Annotated in this window: 16 protein-coding genes and 1 pseudogene; 9 read left to right on the top strand and 8 right to left on the bottom strand. The window is 69.8% G+C overall.

Annotated features, from left to right (window positions below; translation table 11 throughout):
- Nucleotides 1–173: 173 nt before the first annotated feature.
- Together OG381_RS01145 and OG381_RS01140 are read left to right on the top strand one after the other, a co-directional pair.
- Complete coding sequence (locus OG381_RS01145) at nt 174–830, top strand: TetR/AcrR family transcriptional regulator (protein ID WP_327714170.1); 657 nt, start codon at nt 174–176, stop codon at nt 828–830.
- Nucleotides 831–990: 160 nt separating this feature from the next.
- Entirely contained in the window at nt 991–1,713 is a 723-nt protein-coding gene (locus OG381_RS01140; protein ID WP_327714169.1) for an RNA polymerase subunit sigma, read from the top strand.
- On the opposite strand, the gene OG381_RS01135 is transcribed toward OG381_RS01140, so the two are convergent.
- The 3 genes from OG381_RS01135 to OG381_RS01125 form a co-directional block, all read right to left on the bottom strand.
- Nucleotides 1,667–2,671 carry a sigma-70 family RNA polymerase sigma factor gene (locus OG381_RS01135; RefSeq protein ID WP_327714168.1) on the bottom strand — a complete coding sequence of 335 codons (1,005 nt, stop codon included), beginning with the start codon at nt 2,669–2,671 and terminating at the stop codon, nt 1,667–1,669. The genes OG381_RS01140 and OG381_RS01135 overlap by 47 nt on opposite strands.
- A gap of 244 nt (nt 2,672–2,915) precedes the next feature.
- Nucleotides 2,916–3,662: an SDR family oxidoreductase gene (locus tag OG381_RS01130; RefSeq protein WP_327714167.1), complete on the bottom strand. Its 747-nt coding sequence runs from the start codon at nt 3,660–3,662 to the stop codon at nt 2,916–2,918.
- A 118-nt stretch (nt 3,663–3,780) separates the two neighbouring features.
- Entirely contained in the window at nt 3,781–5,523 is a 1,743-nt protein-coding gene (locus tag OG381_RS01125) for an L-aspartate oxidase (protein ID WP_327714166.1), read from the bottom strand.
- A gap of 179 nt (nt 5,524–5,702) precedes the next feature.
- Between OG381_RS01125 and fdxA the strand changes: the two are divergent.
- Nucleotides 5,703–5,996: pseudogene (gene fdxA, locus OG381_RS01120) on the top strand (ferredoxin); the annotation flags it as partial.
- Between the two features lie 117 nt (nt 5,997–6,113).
- Here the strand turns inward: fdxA and OG381_RS01115 are convergent.
- The gene (locus OG381_RS01115; RefSeq protein ID WP_327714165.1) at nt 6,114–7,010 is read right to left on the bottom strand and encodes an RNA polymerase sigma-70 factor; all 897 of its coding nucleotides are present in this window, start codon (nt 7,008–7,010) and stop codon (nt 6,114–6,116) included.
- A 370-nt stretch (nt 7,011–7,380) separates the two neighbouring features.
- On the opposite strand from OG381_RS01115, the gene OG381_RS01110 reads away from it, so the two are divergent.
- Both OG381_RS01110 and OG381_RS01105 read left to right on the top strand, forming a co-directional pair.
- Nucleotides 7,381–7,767, top strand: coding sequence for a cupin domain-containing protein (locus OG381_RS01110; RefSeq protein WP_327722359.1), 387 nt, complete (start codon nt 7,381–7,383; stop codon nt 7,765–7,767).
- A 17-nt stretch (nt 7,768–7,784) separates the two neighbouring features.
- Nucleotides 7,785–8,405 carry a DUF5134 domain-containing protein gene (locus tag OG381_RS01105; RefSeq protein WP_327714164.1) on the top strand — a complete coding sequence of 207 codons (621 nt, stop codon included), beginning with the start codon at nt 7,785–7,787 and terminating at the stop codon, nt 8,403–8,405.
- A gap of 173 nt (nt 8,406–8,578) precedes the next feature.
- Here OG381_RS01105 and OG381_RS01100 read toward each other — a convergent pair whose 3' ends face one another.
- Both OG381_RS01100 and OG381_RS01095 read right to left on the bottom strand, forming a co-directional pair.
- Complete coding sequence (locus OG381_RS01100; protein ID WP_327714163.1) at nt 8,579–9,973, bottom strand: aldehyde dehydrogenase family protein; 1,395 nt, start codon at nt 9,971–9,973, stop codon at nt 8,579–8,581.
- The gene (locus tag OG381_RS01095) at nt 9,973–11,073 is read right to left on the bottom strand and encodes a phenazine antibiotic biosynthesis protein (RefSeq protein WP_327714162.1); all 1,101 of its coding nucleotides are present in this window, start codon (nt 11,071–11,073) and stop codon (nt 9,973–9,975) included. The genes OG381_RS01100 and OG381_RS01095 overlap by 1 nt, the downstream gene beginning before the upstream one ends.
- A gap of 224 nt (nt 11,074–11,297) precedes the next feature.
- On the opposite strand from OG381_RS01095, the gene OG381_RS01090 reads away from it, so the two are divergent.
- Nucleotides 11,298–11,921: a GNAT family N-acetyltransferase gene (locus OG381_RS01090; protein WP_327714161.1), complete on the top strand. Its 624-nt coding sequence runs from the start codon at nt 11,298–11,300 to the stop codon at nt 11,919–11,921.
- Between the two features lie 117 nt (nt 11,922–12,038).
- Nucleotides 12,039–13,043, top strand: coding sequence for a ketol-acid reductoisomerase (gene ilvC / locus OG381_RS01085; RefSeq protein WP_327714160.1), 1,005 nt, complete (start codon nt 12,039–12,041; stop codon nt 13,041–13,043).
- 13 nt (nt 13,044–13,056) lie between these two features.
- On the opposite strand, the gene OG381_RS01080 is transcribed toward ilvC, so the two are convergent.
- A complete protein-coding gene (locus OG381_RS01080) occupies nt 13,057–14,265 on the bottom strand; it encodes an RNA-guided endonuclease InsQ/TnpB family protein (RefSeq protein WP_327714159.1) in 1,209 nt (402 codons plus the stop codon).
- Between the two features lie 586 nt (nt 14,266–14,851).
- On the opposite strand from OG381_RS01080, the gene OG381_RS01075 reads away from it, so the two are divergent.
- On the top strand, nt 14,852–15,286 hold the full coding sequence (locus OG381_RS01075; RefSeq protein ID WP_327722358.1) for a VOC family protein: 435 nt from the start codon (nt 14,852–14,854) through the stop codon (nt 15,284–15,286).
- 389 nt (nt 15,287–15,675) lie between these two features.
- On the opposite strand, the gene OG381_RS01070 is transcribed toward OG381_RS01075, so the two are convergent.
- Nucleotides 15,676–15,933: a hypothetical protein gene (locus OG381_RS01070; protein ID WP_327714158.1), complete on the bottom strand. Its 258-nt coding sequence runs from the start codon at nt 15,931–15,933 to the stop codon at nt 15,676–15,678.
- Nucleotides 15,934–16,502: 569 nt separating this feature from the next.
- On the opposite strand from OG381_RS01070, the gene OG381_RS01065 reads away from it, so the two are divergent.
- Nucleotides 16,503–17,486 carry a PP2C family protein-serine/threonine phosphatase gene (locus OG381_RS01065; RefSeq protein WP_327714157.1) on the top strand — a complete coding sequence of 328 codons (984 nt, stop codon included), beginning with the start codon at nt 16,503–16,505 and terminating at the stop codon, nt 17,484–17,486.
- Nucleotides 17,487–17,575 lie beyond the last annotated feature (89 nt).

The raw sequence follows: 17,575 nt of genomic DNA, 5'->3' as shown, positions 1-17,575 counted from the left end.
TCATCTCCGAAAGAGGTGGTGGGGTGGGGCGGGCAGGCCGTGTCGTCGTGTGCGGGGACAGGACACGGCGGCCCGAGAAGGTGACCGAGGGGTCATGTTGTGCCAGCGTAACACTGAGAATGACCCATGAGTCATGTTCGGTGTTAATGTTGTGACACATAGTGGGAGGCGTCATGACCGGGAGAACAGCGGCAGTGCAGGCCAGGGCCGACAGCGTGCGCAATCGGCGGCTGCTCCTGCGAGCGGCCACCGAGGCCTTCGCCGAATGCGGGGTGGATGTGTCGATGCACACGATCGCGCAGCGGGCCGGCGTCGCCAAGGGCACGGTGTTCCGACACTTCCCGACGAAGGACGACCTGCTCGCGGCGATCATGATGCAGCTGCTCGACCGGCTGCTCGGGACGGCGGACCGGCTCCTGCGCGCCGACGACGCCGGCCATGCGCTGAAGGACTTCATGGCACACGGAATCAGCCTGCTGGCCGCCGACCGCGCGTTCTGTGACGTCATCGGCCGGCCCTCGCTGCAGCACGCGGACGTACGCGAGGCGATCGACCGGCTCTGCGACTCGGTCGAGGACCTCACCGCCCGGGCCAGAGAACAAGGAGCCGTCCGCGGTGACATCACCGGAACCGACATCGTGCTGCTCCTCGGCGGCATCCACCAGACGGCCCAGCCGCTGCTGGACCGCGAACCGCGGGCGTGGGAACGCTTCCTGGAGATCGCGTTCGACGGACTGCGGGCCCGTGACCGCGCGACCCTGCCCCATCCGCCTCCCGCCCGGCTGCGGATGGCGGACCCGTCGGGCGTCTTTGCACCGACGGGGAAGTGACACTAAGTGGCACATCATCGGTGTGTTGTGAAATCATGCCGCAGCTTCTGTCTCGATCAGGCCGGCCGATCAGCCGGGTATGGACGGGGGCGGGTAACGTCTGAGTCATGCCGTCGCGGCGGCTGCGGCTCCGGACTCTCGTCGGCGTGGGGGTCGCTCCATGGATCATGTCGTTGGCGCGGTACCGCTCGCCGAGTCGCTCGACGAACGGCGGCACCTGCTGGACGTCGCCTGCCGGACGCTCGGCAGCCGCGTCGCGGCCGAACGCGTCGTCGATGAGGCCTACCGTCGGTGGTACCGCCTCACCGATCCGGAGCGGGTCCGGATGCCGTCCCCCCGCGTCTGGCTCACCCAGGTCGTGGACGAGGCGTGTCTGACGCGACCGGCGCTGGTCCGGCCCGGCGGGCCGGAGCGGGAGATGCAGGCCCGGCGGGCGTTGGGCGGTGAGGACGTGGAACCGGTCGAGCGGGCCCGGTTGAGTGTGGGTGCGCGGCGTGTGCGGCCCGTGTCGGCGCGTCGCGAGCATGAGATCACCGTCGCCGTGCGGCAGGCGTGCAGCGATCAGGACGGCCCCCGACTGCGGTCGTTGCTGGCCCCCGACGCGACGGCCTTCTTCGACAGCGGCGGCAAGATCCGGGCGCTGACCCGGCCCGTCCGCGGCGACGAGCAGGTCGCCCGCAGCCTGTTGGTCCTGCTGGCGGGACAGCGACGCGTGACCCTGTGCACCGGATCGGTCAACGGGCGCACCGGCCTCGTCGCCCGGTGCGACGACCGGGTCGCCGCGGTACTGACCCTCGACATCGCGGACTCGCTGGTCCTGCAGGTCTGGGCGGTTCTCAACCCCGACAAGCTGCGTAGCTGGAACCGTTCCCTTCCCGGGTGAGCTCACGTGCCACGGCGTGGCCGGGACGCGCGGGCGGGGGCGCGCAGCCGGCGCGGGATCCGAGGAAGGCGGCGATCTTGTCTGGGGTGAACACCCACAGAACCCGGTGGATCCCCCGCCGTGTGGCGGCGATGGTCATGAAGGTGGCGGGCCGGCCGTCGCGGTACAGCAGGACCCCGGTGCGCCCGTTGGCCTGCACGGATGCGAACTCGACCGTCGGCCAGAAGCGGGACGAGGCGGTCGACAGGTTCGCCACCCGGGCACGACCGACCACGGGCACGCGGGCCGCGCCGCGCAGCCCGTTGCCGTCGGACAGACTGACCGCGTCGGGCGTCAGGAGCGCTTCCAGCGAGGCGACGTCCCCTTCCTGGGCGGCCGCGACGAAAGCATCGAGCAGCCTGCGGTGCTCCTGGACGTCGACACTGTCCCGCTCGTCGTCGGTGAGGTGTTTGCGCGCCCTGCTCACGATCTTCCTGGCGTTGACCGGGGTGAGGCGCAGGATGGCCGCGATCTCCGGGTAGCCGTACTCGAAGGCCTCCCTCAGCACGTAGGCGGCCCGCTCGATGGGGGTGAGCTTCTGCAGGACGAGGAGCAGGGCGAGTTCCAGGGCCTCGGCGCGTTCGGCTCCGGCCACCGGGTCGATGCTGGTGTCGATGGGTTCGGGCAGCCAGGGCCCGATGTAGGTCTCGCGGCGTACGCGGGCGGACTGCGCCACGTTGATGGCCAGCCTCGTCGTGGTGCTCGACAGGAACGCCGCGGGGCTGACCACCGCCGAACGGTCGGTCCGCTGCCAGCGCAGCCACGCCTCCTGCACGACGTCCTCGGCTTCCGTCGCGCTGCCCAGGACGCGGTAGGCGATACCGAAGAGCCGGGGCCGCAGTTCGACGAAGGTGGTGACGGCCTCGGCGAGGTTCCTGTCGGCGGGGGGTGCCTCTGTGGGGGATGCCTCTGGATACATGTCCCTCTGACTCCATTCCTCCGGGGCCCGGGTTGTCGGAATGCGGCCACGAGGCGCTCACAGACCCGGCGATCGTCTCCCCCTCAACGACCGAGGGACCAAGGACGCTGTGACAGTGCCTTTTGACGCTTTTTCATCGGGGCGGATGCGGAATCGGCCCTGCGCGCCGGCTGATCCACAGCGCCGTACAAAAAGGGGCCTGTCGTTCCACGGTGTGTGGAACGACAGGCCCATGAAGACGCGCCTACTGCTGCTGGGCGAGCCAGTCGCCGAAACGGGTCTCGCCGATGCGGGCGTCCGGGCCGGGAAGCAGCGTGGTCTCCTGCAGCTCGGCGCCGAAGTACGGCGCGTGCACGTCGGCGACGACCGTGCGCGGGTCGTTCTTGGCGGCCAGACCCTTGCGGATCAGCTCGTCCAGCTGGAAGGTGTCGGGACCGGCCACCTCGACCACACCGTTGACCGGAGTGCCCACGGCGGTGCGGCCCACGGTGGCGGCGACGTCGTCCGAATAGACGGGCTGGATCTTCACCGGGGCCAGCTTGACGGTGTCACCCTCGGTCGCCGACTCGGCGATGCCCTTCATGAACTCGAAGAACTGCGTGGCGTGCACGATCGACCACGGGATCCCGGATTCCTTGATCAGTTCTTCCTGCGCCTGCTTGGCACGGAAGTAGCCGCTGTCCTGGAGCCGTTCCGTACCCACCACCGACAGGGCGACGTGGTGGGTGACACCGGCGTTCGCCTCCGCCTTGAGGAGGTTGGTGGTGGAGGTGCGGAAGAACTCCATGACGGCGTCGTCCGCGAAGGAGGGAGAGTTGGAGACGTCGATCACGACGGCCGCGCCCTCCAGCACCTCGGCCAGGCCCTCGCCGGTCAGGGTGTTGACGCCGGTGTTCGGGGCGGCCGCCACCGCCTCGTGGCCGTGTTCGTTGAGCTTGCTGACGACCTTCGAGCCGATCAGTCCGGTGCCGCCGATCACTACGACCTTCATGGGGACGTTCCTTTCACTCATTCTCATCTGCTGCCTGCACGAGGTATGACCGGGAATTGATCGGCGCTGTGACACCTTTCTTGAAATTCCGGAAATCTTCTCCCGGGCAGGGTGATTCCTATTCGACGAGCTTTCCGTCCGTCGAGACGTCCTCCATCAGGGCCGCGATCTCGTCGGGGACAGGGCTGATGGGCTCGCGGGTGATGCCGTCGGTCGGGGACCAGACGAGGTTCACCTGCAGCACGGGATCCATGTCGGGGTAGTCGCTGCGGTTGTGGCATCCGCGCGTCTCGCGCCGCTCCAGCGCCGCTTCCAGTGTGGCTCTCGCCGCCAGTGCCGAGGACTTGAGGTCGAAGGCGTGGGCGAGGTCCTGGAAGCCCGCGATGTCCGGATGGACGCCGACGTTCTCCATGCGCTTCTCGATGGCGTCCAGCTCCGCCAGCCCGGTGCGCAGCCCCTCCTCGTCGCGGACCACGCCCGCGTGCTCGGTCATGGTGTTGCGGATCGCGCGCTGCAGGGCGCGCACGTTCTCAGGTCCGTCCGCGGCGAGCAGGTCGTCGACGTCCGCACGCGCCTGGGCCACCGCGGCGGCCGAGCGCGGCTGCGCGGTCAGGGACTCCGAGTAGGCGGCGGCCGCCTGTCCGGTGATGCGGCCGTACACCAGCAGCTCGATGAGGCTGTTGCCGCCGAGCCGGTTGGCGCCGTGCAGTCCGCTGGCGGCCTCACCGATGGCGTACAGGCCCCGCACGTCCGTGCTGTGGTCCTCGGGGCGGACCCACACACCGCCCATCGAGTAGTGCGCGGTGGGCGCGACCTCGATGGGATGCCGGGTGATGTCCAGCATCTGCAGGTCCAGCAGTGTCTGGTAGACGCGGGGAAGCCGGTTCATGATGGTCTGCCGGGGCAGGTGGGAGACGTCGAGCCACACCCCGCCGTTGGGCGTGCCGCGGCCTTCCTTGATCTCGGTGTAGGAGGCGAGGGCGACCCGATCGCGGGTGGACAGCTCCATGCGTACGGGGTCGTAGCGGTTCATGTACCGCTCGCCGAGCGCGTTGCGCAGGATGCCGCCCTCGCCTCGGGCTGCCTCGCTCACCAGGGTCCCGGCCGCGTTCTCCGGCTCGATGATGCCGGAGGGGTGGAACTGGACGAGTTCCGGGTCGCGCAGCCGGGCTCCGGCCTCCGCGGCCAGCCGGAAGGAGTCGCCGGTGTTCTCGTCGCGCCGTGAGGAGGTACGCCGCCAGATCCGGGTGTGGCCGCCGGCCGCGAGGATGACGGCGTCCGCGTGCACGAGGTAGCGCCTGCCGTCGGCAAGACCGAAGCCGTAGGCGCCGAAGACGGCGCCGTCGTGGACCAGGAGACGGGTGATGTAGACGTTGTCGAGTACCGGTATGTCGAGCTGGTGCGCGCGCCGGATGAGCGTGCGCTGGATCTCCAGGCCCGTGTAGTCGCCCGCGAAGGCGGTGCGGCGGAACTTGTGGGCGCCGAAGAAGCGCTGGGAGATCCGGCCGTCCTCCTCCCGGGCGAAGGCCATGCCGTAGCGTTCCAGGTCGTCGATGCCGAGGGCGGCTCCCCGGGTGACGATCTCGGCGGTGCGGGGGTCGCCGAGGAGGTAGCTCTCCTTGAGGGTGTCGGCGGCGTGCTGCTGCCAGGTGTCCTCGGAGTCCATCGTGGCCAGGGCCGCGTTGATCCCGCCGGCTGCGAGAGAGGTGTGGGTGTCCTCCTTGGGACGCTTGCCGACTGCGAGGACATCGACGCCGGCCTCGGCCAGCTCGATGGCCGCGCGCAGGCCCGCTCCGCCGGTGCCGATCACCAGCACTGTGGTGGAAAGACGTTGTTCGGTGGCAACCACGATTGCTCCCATCGCTCGGGGTGGTCACCTGCTACGACCAGGTGGAGTGGCGGTTTGTGACACCGCCGCCCGGGCCCGGGCCCATGTCGGTGTCACACTGCGGCGGCCGGGCCGGTCATAGCGCACACCGGCGGGGCGCACGAAGGCCGTGCGGTCCGCAACCGCCGGCCGGCGAAGGGGAGGTGGGGACGATGACCTACGTCATCGCGGAGCCGTGCGTCGACGTCAAGGACCGGGCGTGTGTGATCGAGTGCCCGGTCGACTGCATCTACGAGGGCGAGCGGACGCTGTACATCAATCCCTGGGAGTGCGTCGACTGCCACGCCTGCGAGCCGGTCTGCCCGGTTGAGGCCGTCTTCCACGAGGACGACCTGCCGGCGCAGTGGGCGCAGTACCGGTCCGTGAACGCCGAGTACTTCCGCGACGCGCCGGGGCAGGGCACCACGCGGGCCGACCATCGGGTGGTCGCGGCCCTGCCCCCGCAGCACGCGGTCAAGAACGACCTGTCCGGGTTTGCCGCCCGCAAGGAGGAGGCCGTCGACGCCGACCTGTGGTTCCCGTGGTGAACTGCCCGGACCCGGTGCGTGCGGCGGACCGGCGGGTCAGGCCCCCAGGGACAGGACGTAGGGGTTCAGCTTGGCCGGGTTCATCACCCACATGATGCGCTCGATGCCGGCCTCGGAGGCGTCCACGCACAACAGGGCCACCGGGGCGTTGTCCCGTGCGACGAGCACGGCGGGCCGGCCGTTCGCCTCGACGAACCGGGTCTCGGCATCCGGCCAGAACCGCGGGGCGAAGGCAGCCAGGTAACGCGAGACGTGTTCGCGGCCGAAGACGGGGATCCTGGACGCGCCGCGGATGCCGCCGCCGTCCGAATAGCTGACGACGTCCGCGGTCAGCAGGTCCTCCAGGGTGGAGAGATCTCCCGTGCGCGCGGCGGAGAGGAAGCCTTCGAGCAGACTCCGGTGGGCCGCGGGGCTGACGCGCTCCTTGCGCTCGGCGCCCAGGTGCTTGCGCGCCCGGCTCACCAGCTGCCGAGCGTTCGCGTCGCTGGTCTCCAGGATGTCGGCGACCCGCTGGTAGGGGTAATCGAACGCCTCCCGCAGCACGTAGGCGGCGCGTTCGATCGGGTTGAGCTTCTCCATCAACAACAGCACCGCCAGCTCGACCGCCTCGGCGCGTTCCGCCCCCAGGTGCGGGTCCTGGGCAGTGTCGACCGGCTCGGGGAGCCAAGGCCCGACGTAGGACTCCCGGCGTACCCGCGCGGACTGGGCCAGGTTGATCGCGAGCCGGGTGGTGACCGTGCTCAGGAAGGCGGCTGGTTCATGGATCTGCGCGCGATCGGTGTTCTGCCATCGCAGCCAGGCGTCCTGGACGATGTCCTCGGCCTCGACGGCACTGCCGAGGATGCGGTACGCGATGCCGAACAGTCGGGGTCTGGCCGAGAGGAAGTCGTCAAGACCGCGGTCGAACGTGTCGGGGTGGGCGCCAGCGCGCATGGGTCGTCCCTTCTGGCTTTGCGCCCTACATGCTACGCGCGAGGGGGAAGGCTACGCGCTGCGGGCCGCATCTGCTCACGCTATCTCTTTCGCGATTCCCGGTCACACGGTGGCAATCGTCGCGCCCGATCCGCCAGATTTGCCCGCCGGCCCGCTGCCCGCCCCATGCTCCGAAGGACCACGGTCGACGTGGTGAAAGGACTGTGCGAGGAGGCCGGTTGTCACACATGCGCCCGGTCCCCGGTCACCAGTGACGAACGATGTTCACGCCTACGGAAGGTGCAACACAGTGTCGGACAACACGACAGCACACGACCACTCCGCCCACGGCCACCACGGGCACGGCGACCAGGAAGGGACCGCCGGCTGGATGACGGCGGCGAAGCTGCTCCAGGACGCCGCACCGATCACCGTCCCGGAGGGGGCGTCGGCGATGACCATTCTCGTCGAGTGGGAGCCGGGCGACCCGGGCACGCCCCCGCACCGGCACTCCGGCCCCGCCTTCGGCTACGTCGTCGAGGGCGCGGTCCGCTTCGAGCTCGAGGGCGAGCCCGAGCGCGTAGTGAAGGCGGGAGACACCTTCTGGGAGCCCGGCGGAGACGCCATCCACTACCAGGACGGCAACGCGCTTTCCGACGCGCGGACCCGGTTCGTGGTGACCATGATGTGCGCGCCGGGCAAGCCCATGCTGGAACTGGTCGACGAGAAGGAACTGGCGGAGCGCGCCCACCTGCGGGCACCGCGTCCCACCACCTGACCGGGCACGAACCCGGCATGGGCACGCCCGTCGTCCTGGTGCACTGCCTGCTGACGCTGCTGTTTGTGGCGGTGCTCCTGCATGGAATGGCCCCGGGCGTCGGGTCCCCCAGGACCGGGTTCGGCGCCCGGGTGGACCGGCTGTTGGCCGCCGCCATGGCCGTGTCCATGGCGGCGATGCCCTGGATCGACCTCCGCGCGGGGCCCGCTGCCGTCGCCGGCGGTGTCTTCACCGCCGGCACGGTGTGGTTTGTCCTGCCTGTCGGCCGCCGGGAGGCCAGCAGGAGGGCGGCGATGACCCACCGGCTGCCGCACGCGGCCGGTATGGCCGCGATGGCCTGGATGCTGCGCGTGCCGCACACCGGGACCGGACCGGCGCACGCACACCTCGGTTCGGCTGCGCACTCCACCGGGCCCGGCGCTCTGGGCGCTGGTGACCTCCTCGGCGGCTCCCTGATCACGCTGTCGCTGGCGTCCTGTCTGCTGGCGTATGCGCTGTGGTCGCTGACCCGCCCCATGCCCTCTCTGCGCTCGGCCGTGAGCGCGGCCCGCCGTGCCGCGGCGGCGACGCCGTCACGGCACGTGAGCGAAGGGGCAATGGCGCTCGGGACGGCCGTGATGCTGGTCCTGCCCCACTGAGTGCAGGGAAGAAGAACGGGCCCGCGCCCGGCACGGCGAAGACGCGGAGGCCCGCGGTCAAGCGCTGAGTGTGACCGCGGACCACCGCGCCGGACGGCCGGAGCGAGGGTCGCCGCCCACCCGAGGGGCGGGCGCCGCTCTCGGCAGGCCCGCGCCGAGGAGGCGAGCGCCGTTCAGACCGGGCCCTCGTACACCGCCTTGCTCCGCATCAGGAAGTCGGAGAGATAGCTGTCGTGGGGGACGCCCGGCGACATCCAGTGGGTCGGCTGGTCGCCGAAGTACACGTTGGCGATGCTGGGTTCCGCGACCAGGGCCTCCCACAGGTCCCGGTCCCGGGTCAGTGCCGACAGCACCAGCGTGTTGCGCAGCGGCGCCATGCCGTCCGCGCGGGTCCAGGGGGCAATCCACACGCAGGGGAAGGGCAGTTCGGTGCGCAGTTGCGGGGCGCGGGCGCTCGCGGTCTGGTGCACGGCGGGGCGCAGCACAGCGCTGCCGTCTCCGAGGTCGTCGGCGATCCCGCCGCTGCCGAGCCACGCGCGCGTCCCGGCCGCCACGGTTTTCAGATACGCGCTGAGGGCCCGCGCCCGCTCCTTCGGACACACCGGCAGACGGGCCCGCTCGTCTTGCGGGGGAAGGCTGGGCAGGACGGCCAGACGTGCCGCGAGGGCTTCGGCGAGCGGGGCCGGGTCGCCCTCGACGAGGATGGCGCTGGCGTTGACGCACGCCGTGCCGCTCTCGCCGGCGACGGACGCGACGAGGGCGTCCAGATGGTCACGCCAGTCGGTGTCCGCGGTGATGAGGATCTTCGACCGTCCCGGCCCCTGCGGCAGGATCCTCGCGTCGTGCGCGTACTTGGTCACCACGTCGTCGCCGCCGTAGACCACGGCCCGGTCCGCGCCGTGGACGAGCGTGTCGGCGGTCGCGTGGTCGGTGGGCAGCAGCATGAGCTGGTCGTCCCGAATTCCCGCCTGACGCAGTGCCGCGACGAGCCGGTAGGGGGTAAAAGGCTCGCGCCGGGACGGGCGCACGGCGACGCGGTAACCCAGCGCCAGTGCCTCCAGCCAGACACGGTGTACGCCGGGATGGTTGCCGGACGCGTTGACGGCGAACACGTCGCCCTGACGCGCCCACACCGTGTGCGTCTCATACAGGACGTGGTCGCTGAGGTCGCGGGCGGCGCCGCGCGGCCTGCCACGGTCGGCGGACGAGGCGGCGTGCCGAACGAAACGCGCCGTGCCCCGGGTCGCGGCGCGCACCACGGCGAGCGGTGTGCCCGAGGTCCGGCTGACGTGACGTTCGTATTCCCGGACGCTCAAGCCCCCCACGGTGCCCGCGGCGAAGGCCTCCCCGGCGGTGGCGAACACGCTCTCCAGGCCGGCCGCGGCGATCGGCGGCGCTTGGCGCAGGGCATCGATCGCCCGAGCCACGTACAGCGGCGGAACCAGACTCAGCCGCGCGATCGGTGCACCGGCCACGTCGGTCACCGTGCTCGGCACACGCGTGCGGTACGTGCCCCGCGGGCCCAGGGCGTCGAGGTGCGGCGGCTCGGTGGTCGGTACGGGGGCCATCAGTAGACACCCTCGATGACCGTCTCACCCTCGACGGCGGGAACCGGCGCGACGTCGGCGACGGCGTCCCCGGCGTGGCCGTCAGCCGGGCGGATGCGCAACGCGGTGTCCCGCTCCCTGTTGTTGGGGATCAGCATGGACTTGCTGACGTGGCTCACTACCACCTGGCCCCGCTCGCCCTCCGCCACCTGTTGCCCGGTGTCGGGATCCACGATGCGCAGGAAGACATAGGGCGAGACGGGGTCGAACACACACGGCTCCGACGCCGAGAGACCGACCCGCTCCAAAAGCGCGGTGAGCATCATGGTGTTGCCGTACATGCCGATCAGCGGCACGTCGGGAAACACCTCGGTCCGCAACAGGTCCCGGGTGTCGGGATCCATGTGGGTGCCGCCCCAGATGATCGCCTGGGCTCTGCCGTTGATGACCTCCACGAGGTCGCTGTCCCGGGCGAGGCGCTCCAGCATCGGGGTGGTGGCCGCTATGACACCGATGTCCTGGCCGAGCAGGATGCGCCGACACTGGCCCACGAGATGGTCGGTGTAGGCGTCGACCTCGTCGCGACGGCCCGCGGCGATGAGCTTCTTGACCCAGCGGGGATCCATGTCGACCCCCAGCCCGGGGCTGCCGAGACTTGCCGCGGCCCGTTGCAGCACATCGCCCACGAGGTGCGGCCCGGTCGGCGCCACGGTCAGCCACAGCGCGCCGACCGGCAGTGCGTGGTCCCGGAGCCGGCGGGATACCTGCTCGCTGCCGTGCCGCGCCCAGTCGACCATCTGCACGACCCGCTTGGGTGCCCCGGTCGTTCCGCCGCTCTCGAACACATGCAGCGGTCGGGCCTGCGGACCGTAGCCGCGGGGGACGAGATCGGACACCTGCACATCGCGCAGCTCGTCCGTCAGATCGGGAAAGAGCGCCAGGTCCGCCACGCCCTTGACGTCGTGGCGGGGGTCGAAGCCGAGCCGGTCGACCCGTTCCAGCCAGTACCGGGACCCCGTCTCGGGAGCGAAGTGCCACTGCATGGCCGCCCTGACGTAATCGTCGGGGTCCACCCCGTCGAAGGGGCCGGCGTCCAGAACGGTGAATGAGCCCATCGGCATGGAACCGCCTTTCTCGAAGTCGCTCAGGGCGGACGCGCGAGAGCCGCGCGTTTCGGGCGGTCCCGCGGGCCCGACCCGCTCTCGCAGAGAAGACCGAGGGGTGCAGGCGTATGTGACAGCCCCTCGGGAAGTGGCACCGGCGCACGTCACAACGGCCTGCGTCTCGCGGTCTGTTGAGTGGGCCAAAGCCAGCTGGCGGTGTGCCGAGGGCGAGGAAGAGGGACATGCGACAGGGACTGCGGATCGTGCGCGTCGACCAGGACGACGAGCCCCGTGTGGCCGCTCTGCACCGCCGGTGCTCCGCCGCCGCCCGGTGGCATCGCTACCACCGGGCCATGGGCGACCCCGATACCTACCTGGGGCCGCTGCTGTCCCGATCCCACTCGGTGCACCTGGCGGTGCAGGACCCGCGGGAGCGGCTCGTCGCGATAGGGCATCTGCTGTCGGACGGCGGTGACGCCGAGGCAGCGCTGCTGGTGGAGGACACCTGGCAGAACAGGGGGCTGGGCACCCGGCTCCTGGAAGAACTCGGCCGGTTCGCCGTCGGGTCGGGCGTACCTGAGATCTACGGGGTCATCCGCCCCGACGACGCCCGCATGGCGGCCGTGCTGCACCGCACCGGCGTTCCGCTGCGCACGGTCCTGGAGACGGGCGGTGCGACGACGGTCCGGGCCCGGACGCAGGACATTGGTCGCGCCCTCGCCTGCTCGCCAATGCGACGTGGGTGGTGGCAACGCGGCGCTGGAAAGCACCGTGTGTCGGGGTCGTCGGCCAGTCCGTGGGCCCCAGAAGCTGGAGTTCAGCGGGTTTTCCGGCGCTCCTTCGAGGATGCGTCGCCTACTTGCTGAACTCGCACAGTGCAATACGTGTGACAACATTGAATGAGATAGTGTTTCGGCTGTCGCTCGACGGCGGGTGTTTCTCCCCGCGGTTCGATGCGGGCGGCTACGAGCGAGGGGATTGCCATGGCCGAGCTGTTTTATGACACCGACGCCGACCTGTCCATCATCCAGGGCCGCAAGGTCGCGGTCATCGGTTACGGGAGCCAGGGCCATGCCCACGCGCTGTCGCTGCGTGACTCGGGTGTGGACGTGCGCGTGGGGCTCCACGAGGGTTCCAAGTCCTGGGCGAAGGCCGAGGAGCAGGGCCTGCGTGTGGTGACGGTGACGGAAGCCGCCGCCGAGGCCGACGTGATCATGATTCTCGTCCCGGACCCGCTTCAGGGCGAGATCTACAAGCAACACATCGCCCCGAACCTGAAGGACGGCGACGCGCTGTTCTTCGGGCATGGGTTCAACATCCGCTTCGGCTTCATCGAGCCGCCGGCGAACGTGGACGTATGCATGGTCGCCCCCAAGGGTCCGGGCCACCTGGTGCGTCGCCAGTACGAGGAGGGTCGCGGCGTTCCGTGTCTGGTGGCGGTCGAGCAGGACGCCACAGGAGGCGCCTTCGCGCTGGCCCTGTCGTACGCCAAGGGCATCGGTGGCACCCGCGCGGGTGTCATCAGGACAACCTTCACCGAGGAGACCGAGACCGACCTGCTCGGTGAGCAGGCCGTGCTCGCCGGCGGCGTGTCAGCCCTGGTCAAGGCAGGCTTCGAGACGCTGACCGAGGCGGGCTACCAGCCGGAGATCGCCTACTTCGAGTGCCTACACGAGCTGAAGCTGATCGTCGACCTCATGTACGAGGGCGGCCTGGAGAAGATGCGCTGGTCGATCTCCGAGACCGCCGAGTGGGGCGACTACGTCACCGGTCCCCGCATCATCACGGACGCCACCAAGGCCGAGATGAAGAAGGTCCTCGCCGAGATCCAGGACGGCTCATTCGCCGAGAACTGGATGGCCGAGTACCACGGCGGTCTGAAGAAGTACGCCGAGTACAAGCGGCAGGACTCCGAACTGCTGCTGGAGACCACCGGCAAGCAGCTGCGCAAGCTGATGAGTTGGGTCAACGACGAGGACCACTCTTGACTTCCTCTCCCGCCTAAAGGCGGGGGATTCCAGCGGTCGCCCGCTGGGGTTCCTGCTTCACCGACGACCGCCCCGTCCGGGAGGACTCCCGTTGAGGTCTTACACCGTCTCCACAGGCAGACGCCGCCAGCCCGGCGGCCAGGATGTTGCGTGCCGCGTTCACGTCACGGTCATGCACCGCACCGCAGACACACGTCCACACGCGGACATTCAGCGGCATCTTCGCCGCGACCGTGCCGCAGGCCCCGCACAGCTTGCTGCTGGGGAACCATCGGTCGATCACGACCAGCTCGCGCCCGTACCAGGCGCACTTGTACTCCAGCATGGAACGCAGGTCCGTCCAGGCCGCATCACTGATGGCGCGTGCGAGCGCGCCGTTCTTCAGCAGGTTGCGCACGCTCAGGTCCTCGATCACGACCGTTTGATTCTCACGGACGAGACGAGTCGACAGCTTGTGCAGAACATCGCGGCGCCGGTCGGCGATCCGCGCATGCACCCGGGCCACCTTACGGCGGGCCTTCTCCCGGTTCGCCGAACCCTTCACCTTGCGCGACAACTCCCGCTGCGCCTTCGCCAGGCGGGCACGGTCACGCCCTTCGTGCCGGGGATTGGCGACCTTCTCGCCGGTGGACAGGGTCACCAGGGAGGTGATCCCGGCGTCCAGGCCCACCGCATTCGTGGTGGCGGGGGCCGGGGCGATGGTGTCCTGGCACAGCAGGGACACGAACCAGCGCCCCGCCGCGTCACGGGACACCGTCACCGTGCTCGGCTGCGCACCCTCGGGCAGGGGGCGCGACCAGCGGATGTCCAAGGGCTGCGTCATCTTCGCCAAGGTCAGCTGTCCGTCGCGCCAGGTGAAGGCACTACACGTGTACTCGGCCGACGCGCGGGACTTCTTGCGGGACTTGTAGCGCGGGTACTGTGCACGCTGGGCGAAGAAGTTCCCGAACGCCGTCTGCAAATGGCGCAGCGCCTGCTGCAACGGAACCGAGGACACCTCCGCCAGAAAAGCCAGCTCCTCGGTCTTCTTCCACTGCGTCAGCGCGGCCGAGGACTGCACGTAGGAGATGCGGCGCTGCTCGCCGTACCAGGCCCGCGTGCGCTCCTCCAAGGCCTTGTTGTAGACGAGGCGGACACAGCCGAACGTGCGCGACAACTCAGCCGCCTGCACGCCGGTGGGGTAAAAGCGGTACTTGAACGCCCGCTTGACCTGCCGCGTCACGTCTCACACTTTATCAACTTCCGTGTGGGCAGCGGGTGTCAGCCGGTGGACGGCGCACGCCGGTCCGCCCTGGCGGCCAACCGGCTTTCCCTGCCCTGCTCCGCAGGAGCTTCATTTCCTCCCCGGCCTGACGGCCGGGGTATCCACGAAGGACAGACCCGATGAGCGTGCAGGCCGGCACGGGCGGGAACCGGGTGACAATCTCATGACGGTGCTGCATGTCACCCTGCTCGGCGGGCTCCGCGAGATAGCCGCCGTACCACTGCCCGCGGCCGAGGCCGCGCACAGCACACGGTCGTTGCGCCGCTTTGCCCTGGAACTCCACGTGCCGCACGAACGGCAGCCGGCACTGGATGCCGAACTGCAGGCCGCCGCCGCGCCGGATGGGACGTACCTGCAAGGCACCGACGCGATGTGGCGCGTGGTGCAGGGCTGGACCGTCGTGGCCCACGGTCTGCGGGCCGGGATCCACCGGTATCGGGTGGAGATCGAGGAGGTGGACGACTCCGCGTCCGAAACCCGCGCTGTGGGCGAGGGCGCGTCAACCGAGGCGGACAAACTGCCCGCCGGCGAGAGCGCCGACGTCATGCAGCTCAAGCTGGCCGTCCTGGTACTGCCCGTCTCGGACGTCGACCGGGCGAAGTCGTTTTACGAGGCCGTCGGGTTCCGATTGGATGCCGACCATGCCATCGACGCCTCCTATCGCGTGGTGCACATGACGCCCCCGGGATCGGCGTGCTCGATCCTGTTCGGGACCGGAGTCACCGCGGCCGCCCCAGGCTCGGTGCGGGGCCTGCACCTCGTCGTCTCCGACATCGAGCAGGCCTGCCGGGAACTCGACGCGAGGGGCGTGGGGACCGGCGGAATCTTCCATGACACGAGCGGTGTGTTCCACCGCAGCACCGATGAGAAGCGGGTCGAGGGACCCGACCCGCAGCGTCGTGACTATCACTCCTATGCCGAGTTCAGCGACCCGGACGGCAACGAATGGGTGCTTCAGGAGGTGCCGGCGCGGGCTTGAGAGGCTCGTGCAGTGTTCAACCGCGAGGCAGAGCGTCCTGCGGAGATCCGGAGCGACGCTCACCTGCGCCGTGAGTAGCCGCGGTGCCGCGCAGGATCTGGAGGGACTCGGCAATGGACGCGATACGTGTGTCCACGACGTGAACGGCCTCACGGAGCTGGCGCAGCCGCCCCTCGAGAGCCGTCGCCTCGGCCGTGAGCGACGCCGCGACCGTGGCGGGGTCCGCCTGAAAATCAATGCCTTGGGACATCTTCCCGGTCCTCCTCGGATCGTGTGGGACACCAATCCCCGTACTGACCGGACAGGGAGCGCGCTTGTGACACCGGAGGCGTCGTACTCACAGCGGGGCGGGTGGCCTGGCGCGGGGCCGCGGCTGACACGTCCTGGGTTCAGCAGGCCTCGAGGGTGAAGTCGCCCAGGATGTGCTGTCGTATTCGCCGCACCTCGGTGCGATCGGGTTCCAGGGGCAGCTGGCCCCGGGCGTCCCGCTCGGAGGCGCTGTTGGCCCGGCGCACCGCTGCGCGCACGGCTTCGGCGCTGTCCGACGCCTCGCCGACGACGTAGTACAGCCAGACGATCCGGGAGTTGTCCGACCGGCACGGCAGCCCGACCAACCAGGTGCGGGAGTCTCTGCGGGTGCTGAACATGAGGTCTCAGCTCCGTCCTCTGGCGGCGGCGATGGCGGTAGAAGTGGGTGGGGCTCCGCGAGGAGTTCCGCCCTTTCTTCATTGACTGGACAGCGCCCCGGTTCGTGACAGTGCATCGGCCTGTTGCCGCTGTCCCCCTCAACTGCCGTGGCGCGGCTCGTGGATGAAGATCTTGGTGTCACAGATACGTGTGTGCCCCTGTCTCTTGAGCGAACAGATCGGGCCAGGCAGGAGAAAAAGGGTGTGCGTTCCGCGAGCCGCCGACACTCGTGCGTGGAGCCGCCGTCGCCTCTTGCCGCACGAAAGAGCCAGAGATGAGCATTCCCATTCCGAGGCCGGACGTTGCGGCCGTCGATCGCTGTGGAGGACATCGGGCTCGCGAGGCCCGTCCCCGTGGGGACTTCTCCTTCTGCCGCGACCTCCGCGTGGTTCTGTTGTCCCAGGACGAACAGGACGTGGTCCACGTCCGGCGTCTGCTTCGGAACAGGCTGGCCGATGCGCTGGTTTGGCACACGAGCGTCGAGGAAGGATGCCGCACGGCCGGCACCCACGGCCCGTTGTGCGTTCTGGTGGGCAGCACACCGGCCGGACGGACTCTGGCCGACGTCGTCACCTGGGTACGCCGCCAGGCCCCCGACGCGGCCGTGCTCGTTCTTGAGGGCGCGCATGCGTCCCATGCCTTCCGTTCCGTCGCCGACTTGGTGCAGGGCCGGGTTGATCATCGCCGCAGCGCTCCCGACGAGTTCTGCCGGGAGATCTGGGTCGCTCTGCAACGTGCCGTTGTGGGTCGCACGGTGGCGGGCGAGGAGGTCGCCCGGGACAACGCCGTGCTGGAACGGGGTCTGTTGCCCGACCTGACGCTGCGGGCAGGCGGCTTCACGACCGCCTTCCACTACGCGCCGGGTCGCGGGCACACGTTGCTGGGCGGTGACTTCTGCGATGTGGTCCGCGGCGACGACGGCAGCGCCCACGTGGTCATGGGCGACGTGTCCGGGCACGGTGCCGCCGCGGCGGCCCTCGGTGTCCACCTGCGCCTGGCGTGGCGCACGGCCGTGCTGTGCGGGCAGAGCCAAGTGGAACAACTCCATTTGCTCGAACGCATCCTGACCGAGGAGCGTGGGGAGGAGGAGACCTACGCGACCGTGGTGTGCCTGGTCCTGTCGCCCCACCGCCGCACCCTGCGGACGGTCACCGCCGGCCATCCGGGCTTTTTGCACCGGCACAAGGGAGAGGTCCGTTGGGTGGAGCCGCCGTCGGGTCTCCCGGTGGGACTGTTCCCCGGGCAAGGGGACTGGCGTGAGAGCGAGATGGCGATGCCGGACGGGGACGGCATCGTGCTGTTCACCGACGGACTCTACGAAGGTCGTACGGGCGGCGGGCGGCTCGGGGAGGAGGGCTTGCTGAGGCTGGCTGGTCGGCTCGCGCATCTGGAGGCGCAGACGTTCGTCGACGCCCTGGTAGGCAGCGTGTCGCTGCTGGCCGCTCCGTTCGGCGGGCTACGGGACGACGTGGCGGTGCTGCATCTGTCCTGCGACGAAGGGGGTGGGGCTTGATGTCGTGCCGACCCGCAGGGCCGGCCAAGCCTACGGACGAAGCCGGTTCCCGCCGGGGGAAGTGGCGGGAACCGGCTGGTACATGCGCC

The sequence above is a fragment of the Streptomyces sp. NBC_00490 genome, from assembly GCF_036013645.1.
GTDB classification, from domain to species: Bacteria; Actinomycetota; Actinomycetes; order Streptomycetales; family Streptomycetaceae; genus Streptomyces; species Streptomyces canus_F.
Note: the sequence above shows the minus strand (reverse complement) of the source record. Positions and strands in the feature narration are given on the sequence as shown.